The 15,017-nt window shown below is 38.6% G+C and carries 14 protein-coding genes; 13 read left to right on the top strand and 1 reads right to left on the bottom strand.

Annotated features, from left to right (window positions below; translation table 11 throughout):
• Positions 1-9 precede the first annotated feature (9 nt).
• Together HMPREF0877_RS02275 and HMPREF0877_RS09810 are read left to right on the top strand one after the other, a co-directional pair.
• Positions 10-1,080, top strand: a complete 1,071-nt coding sequence (locus HMPREF0877_RS02275; RefSeq protein WP_002827560.1) for an aspartate-semialdehyde dehydrogenase — start codon at positions 10-12, stop codon at positions 1,078-1,080.
• A gap of 482 nt (positions 1,081-1,562) precedes the next feature.
• Positions 1,563-2,351 (top strand): hypothetical protein, encoded by a 789-nt coding sequence (locus HMPREF0877_RS09810; RefSeq protein WP_002827559.1) that lies wholly within the window; start codon positions 1,563-1,565, stop codon positions 2,349-2,351.
• A gap of 271 nt (positions 2,352-2,622) precedes the next feature.
• Here the strand turns inward: HMPREF0877_RS09810 and HMPREF0877_RS02265 are convergent, their stop codons facing one another.
• Positions 2,623-3,360 carry a M15 family metallopeptidase gene (locus HMPREF0877_RS02265; RefSeq protein ID WP_002827558.1) on the bottom strand — a complete coding sequence of 246 codons (738 nt, stop codon included), beginning with the start codon at positions 3,358-3,360 and terminating at the stop codon, positions 2,623-2,625.
• A gap of 235 nt (positions 3,361-3,595) precedes the next feature.
• On the opposite strand from HMPREF0877_RS02265, the gene HMPREF0877_RS02260 reads away from it, so the two are divergent.
• From HMPREF0877_RS02260 to HMPREF0877_RS02210, 11 genes are all read left to right on the top strand, one after another.
• Positions 3,596-4,789 carry an aminotransferase class I/II-fold pyridoxal phosphate-dependent enzyme gene (locus tag HMPREF0877_RS02260; RefSeq protein WP_002827557.1) on the top strand — a complete coding sequence of 398 codons (1,194 nt, stop codon included), beginning with the start codon at positions 3,596-3,598 and terminating at the stop codon, positions 4,787-4,789.
• Between the two features lie 196 nt (positions 4,790-4,985).
• Positions 4,986-5,600 carry an ECF transporter S component gene (locus HMPREF0877_RS02255; protein ID WP_002827556.1) on the top strand — a complete coding sequence of 205 codons (615 nt, stop codon included), beginning with the start codon at positions 4,986-4,988 and terminating at the stop codon, positions 5,598-5,600.
• A 168-nt stretch (positions 5,601-5,768) separates the two neighbouring features.
• A complete protein-coding gene (aroE, locus tag HMPREF0877_RS02250; protein WP_002827555.1) occupies positions 5,769-6,581 on the top strand; it encodes a shikimate dehydrogenase in 813 nt (270 codons plus the stop codon).
• 1 nt (position 6,582) lies between these two features.
• A complete protein-coding gene (gene aroF / locus HMPREF0877_RS02245; RefSeq protein ID WP_002827554.1) occupies positions 6,583-7,563 on the top strand; it encodes a 3-deoxy-7-phosphoheptulonate synthase in 981 nt (326 codons plus the stop codon).
• Between the two features lie 9 nt (positions 7,564-7,572).
• Positions 7,573-8,637: a 3-dehydroquinate synthase gene (gene aroB / locus HMPREF0877_RS02240; protein ID WP_002827553.1), complete on the top strand. Its 1,065-nt coding sequence runs from the start codon at positions 7,573-7,575 to the stop codon at positions 8,635-8,637.
• A gap of 3 nt (positions 8,638-8,640) precedes the next feature.
• Positions 8,641-9,819, top strand: coding sequence for a chorismate synthase (aroC, locus tag HMPREF0877_RS02235; RefSeq protein ID WP_002827552.1), 1,179 nt, complete (start codon positions 8,641-8,643; stop codon positions 9,817-9,819).
• Between the two features lie 25 nt (positions 9,820-9,844).
• Positions 9,845-11,137 carry a 3-phosphoshikimate 1-carboxyvinyltransferase gene (aroA, locus tag HMPREF0877_RS02230; protein ID WP_002827551.1) on the top strand — a complete coding sequence of 431 codons (1,293 nt, stop codon included), beginning with the start codon at positions 9,845-9,847 and terminating at the stop codon, positions 11,135-11,137.
• A gap of 1 nt (position 11,138) precedes the next feature.
• On the top strand, positions 11,139-11,666 hold the full coding sequence (locus HMPREF0877_RS02225) for a shikimate kinase (protein ID WP_002827550.1): 528 nt from the start codon (positions 11,139-11,141) through the stop codon (positions 11,664-11,666).
• Complete coding sequence (gene aroD / locus HMPREF0877_RS02220) at positions 11,641-12,372, top strand: type I 3-dehydroquinate dehydratase (RefSeq protein WP_002827549.1); 732 nt, start codon at positions 11,641-11,643, stop codon at positions 12,370-12,372. The genes HMPREF0877_RS02225 and aroD overlap by 26 nt, the downstream gene beginning before the upstream one ends.
• Positions 12,365-13,063 carry a hypothetical protein gene (locus HMPREF0877_RS02215; protein ID WP_002827548.1) on the top strand — a complete coding sequence of 233 codons (699 nt, stop codon included), beginning with the start codon at positions 12,365-12,367 and terminating at the stop codon, positions 13,061-13,063. The genes aroD and HMPREF0877_RS02215 overlap by 8 nt, the downstream gene beginning before the upstream one ends.
• 335 nt (positions 13,064-13,398) lie before the next feature.
• Positions 13,399-15,006: a peptide ABC transporter substrate-binding protein gene (locus tag HMPREF0877_RS02210; protein WP_002827547.1), complete on the top strand. Its 1,608-nt coding sequence runs from the start codon at positions 13,399-13,401 to the stop codon at positions 15,004-15,006.
• The last annotated feature ends 11 nt before the right edge of the window (positions 15,007-15,017 follow it).

Raw genomic sequence — 15,017 nt, 5'->3', positions numbered from 1 at the left:
GGGGATAAAATGACAAGCGAAGCAGGGTATAATGTGGCCATCTTGGGCGCAACTGGAGCAGTTGGTACACGTATTTTAGCACAATTAGAACAATCGACGATTCCAGTTAAATCATTAAAGTTGTTAGCTTCTGTTCGTTCAGCTGGACAAACGCGTCAATTTAAAGGACAAGACATTGTGGTGGAAGAAGCAACACCAGATTCATTTGATGGGATTGATCTGGTGTTAGCATCTGCAGGTGGTAGCTTAGCAGGATCGTTGCTTCCCGAAGCAGTCAAACGTGGGGCAGTAGCAGTTGATAACTCATCACGTTGGCGGATGGATCCAAAAGTACCACTTGTGGTACCAGAAGTTAACCCAGAAGCTTTAGCAGATCACCAGGGAATTATTGCTAATCCTAATTGTTCAACTATTCAAATGGTAGTGGCGTTGGAACCACTACGTCAGGCATACGGTTTGAATCAAGTGATTGTTTCGACATATCAAGCAGCTTCAGGTGCTGGTCAACGTGCTTGGGATGAGTTGTTGCATCAAGCACAACAACACCTAGACGGTGAAGAAGAAACAGCGGATATTTTGCCAACCAAGGGAGATAAGAAACACTATCCGTTGGCGTTTAACTTATTGCCACAAATTGATGTTTTCCAAGAAGATGGTTACACTTTTGAAGAACAAAAGATGATGCAAGAAACCAAGAAAATTTTATTTGGTGATCCACATTCTAGTGAAGTGAAAGTGACCGCTACGGCTGTTCGCGTGCCAGTGCCAATTGGTCATGGTGAGTCAGTATATGTCTCAGTAGATGATGAAACAGCAACAAGAGAAGATGTGCAGCGTGTTTTGGCAAGTGCACCGGGCGTTGTTTTAGAGGATAATCCAGATGAACAACTCTATCCACAGCCAATCAAAGCAGAAGGAAAGCGCGAAACCTTTGTTGGACGTGTCCGTGCAGACATTGAAAACCCTGGTAGTTTCAATATGTGGGTAGTTTCTGATAACTTGTTAAAGGGTGCTGCCTGGAATACAGTTCAAATTGCTGAAGAGTTGGTCAAGCGTGACTTGATCCATAGTCAGGTGTAATGGAATTTATTTGTTCTAGTATAGTTTCAGCCGTTTTGGTTGTTTGCCTACTTACTACGGAAAGTAAAACCAGCTAATTAAAAAGTATAAATGTTGGTAGCTTTTTGAGTGACAGACTAGTTAAAACTAGCCTGTTTTTTTTTGCCATAAATTATAAAAAAGTAGGTATTAAAGGTTATTTAAATATTAGCTACTATATGGTATAAATAAGTATATTAAATGGGTGAGAAAGGATATATGATATGAGTTACTAAATAATTTACAATTACAAGTTTAGTTATTGGGCTATGGGCGAAATCATATTGTTATTAATATATTTATTCAAATTTTGAAAATTATTTAAATTGTCAAGTATAAAAAAATAATAATTGACAGAAAAAATTTAATGCTTTACTATCTTATTTTTTTGTTAGGTAAAGTAAATCAATTCATAAATTTGGGCAATATGAGAGTTATGTGAAAATTATAGGGAGTTAGTCAATATGGAAAAAAGTAAAGAAAAGAAACCAATTTACAAGAAAATATGGGTATGGGTAACATTGGGAATTGTGATTGTTGTAGTAGCAATTATTAGCGGAATTCTTTTTTCACAACCTAAAAAAGTGAATTTAGAAGTGACGGACTATTACAAAAATGATACTGGTAATCCTGCAACTAATGAAAAGGGTGGATTTGGTATTGAAATTGAAGCACCGGCTGGTTCTGTAGTAAAAATTATAGATAAAAAACGTGATCTTTACTGGCCCGATGCAAAGGTTGGCAAAAAAGGTAAAACAACTCAAATAATTCATATTAATAAGAAAAATGAGTTTACCAATATTAGTCTTCAAGTTCAAACTAAACATACTTACTCAGATACGGTTCAAATTAGAAATGTAAAAAATAATAGCAGTGAAGCTATTGCATATCGTTATCTAAAAAGTAATACTAGTTCTGCTAATAGTTCTTCCAACACCCCAACTGATGCGTTAAGTAGTGAAAGTATTTCATCAGAAAATAGTGATGGTACGTGGACACAAGCAAACTTTGATGCATTGGTGGTTGGTAATCCACTTAATGGTGTTGGAGGAGTAAGTTATGATGATGTTATAGCAAAATATGGTAATCCCACAACCAGTATGGATACACAAGTTGCTGGTCTTAATTTGCGAAGTACCACCTGGATGACAAATACAGCGAGTGGGTCTACGGCAATCATTAATTTAACTTTTGCAAAACAAGAAGACGGAACATATCTACTAAATACAAAAACTGCTGAATCATTAAATTAGAATGGTCTAGTTATTTGTTATACGAAGTGAATATTGGTAATAATGATTTAGAGACTAGGGTAAACTAATTTGGGATAAATTGAAGAGCAGGTAAGAGAAATCTGTAGATTTTTCTTACCTGCTCTTTTTTAGTAAAAGTGATGAATTTTAGTTCGTTTTTGTGTTCATAGTTAGTTGAATTTTATGACAGCCTCTCCAAATTGTATAGCTTTATCATGTACTAAAAATATTTTATATTGTTTGTATTGATAGTATTTTTTATCTGAATTTACTAATATGCTTCGACCCATGGAAATACGGGTTTGGTTGCACCATATATGGCATAGCCGTTGTTGGTCAGACTAGCCCAGTTTTGATTACCATAATCAAAATGCCACCATTCCTCACTGTAGTTAGTGAAGCCAGCCTGTGTCATTATATGATACAGCAAGCGACGGTTGCGACGAGCAACATCGTATTTTTCAGAGGTCTCCTCTGTTTCATAATAAGTGGTCTTCGCTCGCATGCTGATATCATCAAATGGACTACCCATTTCTAATAAACGACCGTCTTCATCAATGATAGATAAATCAATTGAGCCACCCGTGTTATGAGGAGAAGGCTTCGTTGGATCCGTTGATGGGAGTGCAACGATTCTAAGGGCTGCTTGTTGTACTTGTTCATCAGAGTAACCCGGATGATCACGTTGGACAAAGTGTTTCATTTGATCAAATAAAGCTTGCTGCGTTGGAATGCTGCGCCATGTATCAAAAATCACAAACTTATAGCCGTAGGGCAATTTGCGGGCGGCGTTAATTAATTTATTTTGCACTTCTAAACGTGTATATAATTCAGGGTATGACCCAGGTAAATTTTGAATGAAGTATTGTGGGCTAACAACCATTTTTTCTGGTAAATAACTTAATGAAATCAGTGGTTCGTTATTTTCCCGAATAGGTACTTCACGAATGGGAGACCAGTCCCAGTTTGTAACTGGTGTTTCAATTGGCGTGTCAGTAAAATCTAACATCGTATGCCTCCTTGTTAATTAAATGATTAAAAAATTATGTCAATTAATGTGTATGACTTATGGCTATTTTAACATGAATTTTGCATAATGAAAGCGGTTCACAGTTGTTAAAAAAGGCACAAACAGTGTAGAATGTAGGTATTATACAAAAAAGTCCAAATATTTTCCTGAAAATCGGATTTTATATTATAATGATATTCAATTAAAAAATAAAGAGAAATGTGAGTGAATTAAAATGACGAAAAATGAATTTGTACAACCACTTAATCCAAAGGTAACAAGTTTAGCAGCTGACGGTTTAATCGGCTTTCAAAAAAAAGTTCGTGATATTCCTGACTTATTGCGCTTAACTTTCGGTGAGCCAGGTTTCAACGTTGATGATGCAATCAAAGATGCCGTCATTTCATCAATTGCGAATGATAATTCACATTATAGTGATGCGCAAGGTGAACGTGACTTACGCCAAGCAGCCGTAAAATATTATGCTTCTCGTTATAATTTACCATTTGAAAGTGAAGATAATGTCATTGTGACTGTGGGTGCATCAGAAGCAATCAATGTTATTTTTATGACGTTATTAAATGAAAATGAAGGTTTGATTATTCCTGAACCAGCTTACACACCATATACTGCTTCACTTGATTTGGCTCATGGTAAGAAAATTACAATCAATACTCGTCCAACAGACTTTAAATTGACGCCAGAACTAGTGGCTGAAGCTGTTGAACAGGCAAATGTACCCGTAAAAGCTATCTTATTTAATTACCCATCAAACCCAACTGGGGTTACGTATACTCGTGAAGAATTACAAGCCTTGGCTGATGTATTTAAGCAGTATCATTTGTGGGTTATTTCTGATGAAATTTATGCCCAATTGACGTATGATCAAACACATATATCTTTGAGTAGTTTATTACCAGAGCAATCAATTTTGATGACTGGTTTGTCAAAGTCACACGCGATGACCGGTTATCGAATCGGTTTCATTATTGCCAATCAAGCATTTATTGACGAAGCACAGAAAGTACATCAAGCATTGACGTTTGCCTTACCAAAGTTTATTCAAGATGGGGCAACGGTTGCCTTGACTACGGCAGCCGATGTTGCTGATGACATGCGTGACGTCTATAAGAAGCGTCGTGATTGGTTGGTGCCACATTTAGAAGAACTTGGCTTTGAAGTAGTTAATCCAGAAGGGGCCTTCTACATTTTTGCGAAGATTCCTGATGATATGGGGCATGATAGTGAGGCCTTTGCTTTGGATCTAGCAGAAAATGGCCATGTTGCCGTCATTCCAGGTTCTGCCTTTTCAGAATATACACCTGAATATATTCGCATTTCTTATGCTGCATTAGATGAAGATTTGCAAGAAGCAGTTCGCCGAATGCAAGCATTCTTTGCTGCAAAAAGAGCTAATGTGAACGTATAGTCAATAGAACATATTGAAGGGACGTCAATTTACCAAGCAAAATGGGTAAGGTTGGCGCCTTTTTAAAATAAAGCACCCTCTTTTTGGTATATAATAGACAAAATAGGTTAGTGTGTGCAATAATTTTATACGTTTGTTAGTCATGTGCTAACAAAAATTTATTAGTGTTAAAGTACGATAAATTTGGAGGAACGCGATGCAAACGCGTGTAAACAAAAGTCGACATCTGGTCTTAACAGCATTATTTATAGCAATTGTTTTGCTACAATCAATTGTGCCATGGTTAGGAACGTTGCCCTTAGGAGCTTTTGCAATTGGGGCGGCAGTTACCATTATCACCTATACGGTAGCAATTGGTGCAATGATTCTTGGACCGAAAACGGGTGCCTTATTAGGATTTGTGTGGGGTGCGTATTCACTATGGCATGCATGGTCTAGTGTTCCCAGCATTGGTGCGCTGATCTTTCGTAATCCAATAACTGCGCTTATTCCGAGAATCATGGTTGGTTTTTTGATTGGTTATTTGTATCAAAAATTTGTACAACATCGCGAATTGAAAAAACAAGGACCTTGGCTAGTTGTTTTAGGCGGTTTCTCAGCGTTGATCAACACGACTTTGGTATTGTTGATTACATGGGTGAGTTTTAAAGTCATGGATACATCTTTCACTGGTATTCCAAGTACTAATTTGGCGCAGTGGTTGATTGTTTCTATTGCTGGGTTTAATGGTATTTTTGAAATCATTGCGGGCGCGATATTGGTACCGCTGATTGGGTTACCAATATTGACTTATTTTAAAAACCGTATTTAAAAATTAAGGCTGTTAACGACAATTTAGAATCTATTCCGGTATTGAAAACTCTTCTGATTTTAGTACACTAAAAGAAGAGAAGAGTTTAGCAGTATCGTTAATGTTGAGAGACTGTATCTTTTCGGTCTCTTTTTTTATTGCTAAAAATATAAATTCCCGGAGATATTAATGACAGATCATTATGGACTAATTGGTTATCCGGTGCAGCAATCCAAATCACCAGTTATGCAAAATGAAGCGTTTCGACTGGCTAATATTGATGCTGATTATCAGCTTTTTGCCATTGAACCAAATCAACTTGGAGAAAAATTTAGTGAATTAGTTGCAAATGGTATGCGTGGTTTTAATGTGACGATGCCGTTTAAACAAGCAATCATCCCTTATCTTGACGAATTATCTGAGTTATCAAAAACACTAGGGGTCGTTAATACGGTGGTTGTGAAAGATGGTCGTACGTTTGGTGACATTACTGATGGACAAGGCTTTTGGTCAACGATTAAACAAACACCAAAAAATGTCGTTGTCTTAGGAACAGGTGGTGCAGCACAGGCAATCATTGCCAGCGCACCAAGTGAAAGTCAAGTACATGTTTTTAACCGTATGACACCGGCTTTTCGTGAAAAAGAACGAACACTGGCACCATTATTGCAAGAGTCGTTACATAATATTGCCTATGTCGACCAATTTCTATTAAAAGCAGATTTGATTATTAATGCAACAAATGTGGGTATGCAAAATAATCAATCGTTGCTTTCGCCAAAACAATTTGCATTAACACCAAATCACGTGCAAGTTGTCGATATTATTTATAAGTTGAACGATACACCATTTGTAGCAGCTGCAAAAAAGGCCAATCGGCAAGCAACCGATGGTCTCGCCATGTTAGTAGGGCAAGGCGCATTGAGTTTTGAAAAGTGGACAGGCATAAAACCTGATCAAAACGCAATGATGGCAGCAATTTTAAGAGAAGGAAGATATTGAAATGATCGTTATCATGGCAGATGTGTCTGCAGCACAAGCGACGTTAGCACAAGCAAAGGCTAATCACCTGGAACATGTTTATGCATGGAAAAATCGGGTGGGATTCGCAAACTTAAAGCGTATGAGCGAGGCACCATTTATTAATGAGCAACAGGTTGTTGATGTGATTTTGGATCATCCAGCCGCAATGCAAGTTAGTCGAACTTTTCAACCAGATGATACGGTTATTCAGACCAAGCATTCAATAATTGGCGGTCAGCATTTTAACTTAATTGCGGGACCAGATGCGATTGAGTCTGCTGAGCACGTCTTAGCCATGGGAAAGGCTGCCAAGGCAGCAGGGGCAACGATTTTACGTGGAGGTTCTTATAAACCACGGACAAGTCCCTATAGTTTTCAGGGCCTCGGTGAGCAGGGGTTAGTTTGGCATCGCGCCGCAGCCGATACATTAGGCATGGATATGATGACTGAAATTATGAGTCCAGCTGATGTTGAGTTGGTTGGTCAATATACGGATATTTTTCAGGTTGGCACGCGTAATATGCAAAACTTTTCCTTATTAAAGGCATTGGGTCGACAAAATAAACCAGTACTGTTGAAACGCGGGATGAGTGCGACTGTTGATGAATTTTTAAGTGCGGCAGAGTATATTGCATCTGAAGGTAATCAACAAATTATTTTGATGGAGCGTGGTATCCGCAGCTTTGACCAAAAATATTTACGAAACACAATGGATGTCAGTGTTATTCCAGTATTACAAAAATTAACGCACTTACCAGTGTTGGCTGATCCATCACATGCAGCAGGTGTTTCTGATCATGTGACACCAATTGGCTTAGCAGCGGTTGCAGCAGGTGCACAAGGATTGATGATTGAAATTCACGATCAACCAGCCAAAGCATGGGTTGATGGCAAACAAGCTCTCACACCAGATCAAATGATGACTTTATTTACAAAAGCAAAAGCAATTCATGAATTATGAGGTGATAATATGGTGACAGTTTCCGTTCCTGAAAAAACCTATCAAGTTCAGATTTTAAAAGGCATGCGTCATGAAATCGGCAAAAGAATTCAACAGGTATGGTCAACTCGTCAGGTATTAGTGATGACCGATGAAAATGTTGCGGCACTTTATTTATCTGATACGGTGACCCAATTGCAAGCGGCTGGCTATCAAGTAACGACCCTTGTTTTACCCGCGGGTGAGCACTCAAAATCATTGGCATGCCTTGAAAAGGCGATTGCGCGTTTAGCTGAAAAATATTTTACTCGTGCGGATGGCGTAATTGCGCTAGGTGGTGGTGTGATTGGTGATCTAGCTGGACTAACAGCCGCAACATATATGCGTGGGATCGCCTTTATTCAAATTGCCACATCATTGACAGCACAAGTTGATTCGAGTGTTGGTGGTAAGACGGCCATTAATTTAGGGCAAACAAAGAATATTATGGGCACATTTTATCAACCTGATTTGGTACTGATCGATCCAACCTATCTAAAAACTTTAGCGAATCGAGATTTAGTTGAAGGATATGCTGAAGTGGTTAAAAGTAGTGCATTAGCAGGTGGTGAATTCTGGCAACTAACAGGTAGGATTCAGACGGTTAATGATATTTTAACAAATGCGTCAGAATTAATTACACAATCTGTCACATATAAAGCAAAAATCGTGATGCAAGATGAGCGTGAAACAGGTATTCGTAAGTATCTTAATTTTGGTCATACGATTGGTCACGCCATCGAATTACTTGCTGCCGGTGGTTTAAGACATGGCGAAGCAGTGTCAATAGGTATGGTTGCAATTACCAAGCGCTTTGTTGCCGAAAATGTTAGTTCATTTGAATTTTTACAGGCCTTAAGCCAGCGGTTACGAGTAGTTGGCTTACCAATTACGTCAGCTCTTGTTAGCCAACCAGCAATGATTGCGCAGTTAGCACACGATAAGAAGAATCTTTCAGGTATCTTACAATTAGTTGCGGTTAAAGAACCTGGCCAACCAGTAATTATCAAAAAATCATTAGCAGAGATGACAGAATTTATTGAAGGAGCATCGTAATTTATGCGATATATGACAGCAGGAGAAAGTCATGGTCCAGAAGAGGTTGCCATTATTGAAGGTATTCCAGCTGGTTTAACAATTACGGCTGCTGATATTAATGAACAGCTTGCACGACGTCAACATGGTTATGGTCGCGGTCAGCGCCAAGTCATTGAAACAGATACTGTAACAATTATGTCAGGTGTCCGTCACCAAGTCACTTTGGGATCACCAATTGCTTTAAACGTCCACAATGATGACCATAATCATTGGTCAAAAATTATGGATCCAAATAGTCCAGCTACCGTTGAAAATAGCATGCGTAAAGTCTTGCGCCCTAGACCAGGCCACGCTGATCTAGTTGGTGGTATGAAGTATCGTCATCAAGCGGATTTACGTAATGTTTTAGAACGTTCATCTGCTCGTGAAACGGTGATGCGAGTTGCCGTAGGGGCGGTTGCTAAAAAATTATTAGCTGCACTTGATATTGATGTTCATGGCTTTGTGACCAATATTGGACCAGCTAGTTCAGACTTGACACAACTTACCAAATATAAAACGTTAGCTGAATTACGTGCCATCACTGAAAGTTATCCCACACGTACATTGACTGCTACTGATGATGAAGCAATGCGTGAAGTGATTGATCAAACCAAACGTCAGCGTGATACTGTTGGTGGAACGGTGCAAGTGATGGCAACGGGTGTCCCTGCTGGCTTAGGATCGTATGTGTCAGCTGATGAAAAATTAGATGCTAAAATTGCCCGCGCTATTGTTGGTATTAATGCTTTTAAGGGTGTTGAATTTGGTGGTGGCTTTGCGAATGCGACCAAATATGGTAGTGAGCTGATGGATGAAATTTATTGGTCAGCTGAACGAGGCTTTTATCGTGGTGCCAATCATTTGGGTGGCTTCGAAGGTGGTATGACCACTGGTGAAATGATTGTTGTTCGAGGGGTTGTTAAGCCAATCCCAACATTATATCAACCAATGCAAAGTGTTGATATTGACACGCATGAAAATCACCGAGCGTCAACGGAAAGATCAGATACAACGGCAGTAACTGCTGCAGCAGTCATTGCTGAGGCTATGGTTGCTATTGAGTTAGCAAAGGCGATACTAGATAAATTTGATACAGATAGCTTGTCACGATTGCAAGAGCAAGTGTCAGCATATCGTGAAGAAATCAAGCATTTTTGATTGGAAAAGAATTGTAGGTTAAATAATGGGCAAAATGAAGTTACAAACAGCGGGGAAACAACTGCGGGGAACTTTAACAATGCCTGGTGATAAAAGTATTTCACATCGAGCAGTTATGCTTGGAAGTATTGCGTCAGGTGATACAAGAGTACAACATCTTTTAGATTCTGAAGATGTACGTCGAACTGTGACGGCAATGTCGAATTTAGGGGTGACATTTAGTACCGAAAATCACGATTTAATCATTCATGGCAAGTCCTTGAATGAACTTGTTGAGCCAAAGCAGATGTTGGATATGGGAAATTCAGGAACAACAGCCCGACTATTAATGGGATTATTGGCAAATCAACCATTTGCGATTACATTTCGTGGTGATAACAGCTTGTCTAAGCGACCATTTGCACGTGTGATTAAGCCATTACGTGCCATGGGGGTGAGCTATGTTAGTAAAAATGATCATCTGCCAGTTACAAAACTTGGCACCCGTTATCTTGAAGGGTTAGTTTATGAATTACCAGTTGCCTCTGCACAAGTAAAAAGTGCAATTATTTTAGCGGCATTACAAGCTAAATCACAAACGACAATTATTGAACCGATTGCGACTCGTGACCATACTGAACGGATGTTAGCAGCGTTTGGCGTGATGGTGAAACGTGAAGGCAATCAAATTAAAATTGCACCTCAGACACACTTGAAGGCAACAACGATTCGCGTGCCTGGTGATATTTCTTCGGCTGCTTTTTGGCTTGTGGCCGGGTTACTTGTACCAAATAGTCAATTAACACTTAAACAAGTCGGCATTAATCCAACGCGTACAGGTATCTTAACGATTTTGCAGCGCATGGGGGCTCAGTTTATCTATCAGAATGAATCAAGTGATGGTGAACCAATGGCAGATATTCAAGTACACTCACAATCATTAAACAGTACGATAATCACAGCGACCGATGTGCCAGCAATGATTGATGAAATACCGTTGATCGTGTTAGTTGCGACACAAGCACAAGGGGACACAATTATTTCGGATGCTAGTGAACTACATGTGAAAGAAAGTGACCGCATCGCTACGGTAACAACACAATTAAATAAGCTAGGTGCCAATATTGAACCTAGAGAAGATGGGTTTTATATTCATGGTGGGACACCATTACATGTTGATCAACCAACGACAATCGATTCCTGTGGTGATCATCGCGTGGGAATGATGTTAACGATTGCTGCCCTGATAACAACGGGAGAAGTTTCACTAGCAAATGCAGAAGCAGTGAATATTTCATACCCAGATTTTTTTAGAGACTTAAATGAGGTCGTAAAATAGGATGAAAGTAATTTTAATTGGCTTCATGGGAGCTGGTAAGACAACGGTGGGTCAATTATTGGCCAAAAAAACAAACCTAGCATTTTTAGATACGGATCAGTTAGTGAGTCAACGTACTGGTCAAACACCCGGTGAAATTTTTGCAACGGTTGGTGAATTAGGGTTTAGACAACTTGAGCAGACCATTCTGCAAGAAAATCTAGTTAAGCAGGGGGTTATGGCGACTGGTGGCGGCATTATTGAATTGGCAGCAAACCGGCAATTATTAAAAAATAGTACGGTGCCAGTTATTTATCTATCAGGTTCTTTTGGCCAAACTGTTGAACGATTAGTCAAAGATAATTCACGGCCAATTGTTCGCAACAAGTCATTATTGGAACTAGCTGAACTTTGGGAACAGCGTCTAGATAAATATGCCGAAATTGCTACTGAAACCATTTACACCGATAACAAAACTGCTGAACAGGTTGCTGAAGAAGTCAGTCAGTATATGAAAGCATATCATGATGAAACGATTGAAAATAGGTAGTGCAGTAGCCACTGAACGGCGACCACTAGTGGCTGTGCCAATGGTTGACAAAACAATTGCTGAAATAAAATCGACAGCACAAACATTGCGTCAAACACCTGCAGATGTTGTGGAATGGCGTATTGATTTCTTGTTGGATTTATCTGAATTAACAGTGACTAACATTCGCCAGGTGCACGAAATATTAAATAAACCGATGATTTTTACTTGGCGAACTGTTGATGAAGGGGGAAAATTAACCTATCATCATGATCGCTATCAAAGTGTCTATCATGACGCGATACAAGCTGGTGTTGAAGCCGTTGATATTGAGGTAACTTTATTAGCAGATCAGCAAGAGCTATTGAAATTGATACCTAAAGATGTCAAGGTTATCGGATCAAAGCATAACTTTAGCACAACACCTGCTCGTTTAGACGCATGTCTAGCACAGATGACAAAGCTACCAATCGACATTGCGAAACTTGCGGTCATGCCAAAAGATGCCACGGATGTTGAACGGTTACTGCAGGCAACGGCAACTGCTGCGAACGAAAGTGATGTGCCTTTGATTACGATGTCAATGGGTGAATTGGGGATGGTGTCACGTGAGCTTGGTTATCGATTTGGTTCACAATTGACTTTCGCAGTTGTTAATGAGGCATCAGCACCAGGTCAAATGCCTTTAGCAACACTGTTACATAAATGGGGAGAATCATATGTATAATAGTCGTTTTTTTTCAGAAGATAGACAGGCTGTAATCGATAAGATACCTGGCACCATGGGGTATACGTTGATTACATTTCATGCGGTCGGTGATGATATTGCTCTAAATCAAGCAAAATTACGCCTTGATTGGCGAGCACCTGATATTTTTAAACAGCACTTGGCTCAAGAATTAGCGACTAATCCACAGTTTGACCGGATTGGATATGTTACTCGTGTCGAAATGTTGCTAGGGCAGGCCATGCTTGATTATAATGGGCATTTTACTTTAGATACAACCGCTCTAACGAGTGCCATTCAAAAGCAAGCCCAAGAACCTATGCAGTTAACTGCAATCGCTGCTGATTTGATTTTACCAATTGGATTAACTGATTTACGACATGTTGTTCATTTAACAAAATGGGTTCATGAGAACCATGTGGTTTATCATTTAGTAGCCGGATTGCCAGCACTAGAACAAAAAGTAGACAATTTACGCAATGCAGAAGTTTTTAAAAACAAGGGACCAGTATTAATCCATGAAACAGAGCTTGATTCACAAGCATTACTATTGTTTGTGCAAGATTTAATTCAAGATTATTTTGGTGTCGAAGTTGCGAAACTCCATTTGTCACAGGCAGCATTTGGTCAAGCAGATCCGGCAGATCAGTCTGCTGGTAGCCGTGTCCTGATTGCTGATTTTGAAAATTAAAAAATAAACATTTTTTAATTTTATTTTAATTATTTATTGATTTTTCTCATACCAGCGTTATAATTAAATAAATTCTAGTAAGACATGCAAGGAGAAATCATAATGTTATTAATTCATTCAGAAATTAATCAAGTTGTACTCTCAGCAACTATTTCATGGTGGTGGCCAGCGAGATAGTTGGCTATTTGTTGTGGGCTAGCTATCAGTTATGCATTAACGATAGCTAGCCGCTAGAAATTAACCTGTCATTTTTAAAAAGACAACGGCTAGTTAGCACATAATGTGCTGGTTAGCCGTTTTTTGTTTAGTTAATTATTATTTAATGGAGAATATCTATGAGAATTAAAAAAATATCGTTTATATTGATGGTGGGGTTATCAACTGCGACTAGTATAAGTTTGTTTCAAGACAAAGTAGTCTATGCGAATCAAACGATAAACTGGACAGAATCTGCAGATTTGACAACAATGAATCCATCACAGGCGAATGATTCTACTGGTACAGAAATCATCACACAAACAGGGCAAGGGTTATATCGATATGGGAAGCATAATCAACCCCAATTAGCTGATGCTAAGTCGGTTGATGTATCTAAGGGTGGCCATGAATATGTTTTTCATTTAAAAGATAATTTAAGGTGGTCTAATCATGAAAAAGTGACAGCAAGTGATTATGTCTTTGGTATACAGCAGACTGTTGATCCAAAAAATAAGTCTAATGGGGCAACGTTAGCCAATAATATTAAAAATGCGACAGCAGTGACAAATGGAAAGAAGCCTGCTTCTGACCTCGGTGTCGAAGCACTTGATAGTCAAACATTAAAAATTACCTTGAATAACCCTGATCCAGCATTTAAAAGTATTCTGACAGGGACAGCGTTCTATCCGCAACCTAAAAAATTTGTAATGAAAGTTGGTAAGGCATATGGTACATCAGCTGATAAATCATTGTCGAATGGGCCATTTGTACTAAAAAATTGGAATGGATCAGATAAGTCGTATCAATTAGTGAAAAATAATGATTATGAGGATAAAGGGGAAGTTACTACAAATAAAATTAATATTCAAACAGTGACTGATAATACAACTGGTTATAATTTGTATAAAGCAGGTAAATCTGACTATACATCACTAACTGCTGATCAAGTTCGAGCAAATGAGAATAATCAAGCATACCATACTATCAAGAATGGTAGAACTGACTTTTTAGGATTGAATTTGAAGAATAGATATCTGCAAAATAAAAAAGTACGTGTTGCAATCAAACAGGCCATTAATACGAAGGGATTAACAAATAAGGTTCTCAATGGAATTGAACGTAGTGGAAATGCCTTTACGCCTGAGAATACGATCAAAAATCCTGATAACCAGCGTGATTTTAGTAAAGATGCCAACAGCAAAAAATATACATTTAATAAGCGAGATGCTAAAAATAGTTTAGCTGAAAGTAATGTGAAAAAAATAAAATTAACGTTACTAGCCGATAATGACGATCAAAGTAAGGTCGAAGCACAATATGTACAGAGTCAGTTACAAAATAATTTACCCGGTGTTGAATTAACGGTTAAGTTTCAACCAAAGGCAGCGAGGGTTAAAGCGCAATTATCACATGACTTTGACATTGTGTTGACTTCATGGGGTGGAGAATACGCAGATCCAATGAGTTTTCTTAATATGATTCAAAGTGATAGTGGTATCAATATTTCTCAATTTAACGATAAAAAATATGATTCAGCGCTCGCACGAGCAAATGGGAATGATGTGAATCAGCCAGACAAGCGCTATCAAGATTTATTGCAAGCTGAACAAAGAATTCACAGTGAATTACCTGTCGTGACATTAGGACATCAGTCGATACCGGCATTGATTCGACCGAACATTAAAGGGTTGTTGGTGAATACTTATGGAGCAACGTTTGACTTTAAAGAAGCTTATAAGAAATAAAGGGAGATATG

Origin of the sequence: Weissella paramesenteroides ATCC 33313, from assembly GCF_000160575.1 — a bacterium.
GTDB lineage: Bacteria > Bacillota > Bacilli > Lactobacillales > Lactobacillaceae > Weissella > Weissella paramesenteroides.
The sequence above is the reverse complement of the archived record's forward strand: the minus strand, read 5'-3'. Positions and strand labels throughout refer to the sequence as shown.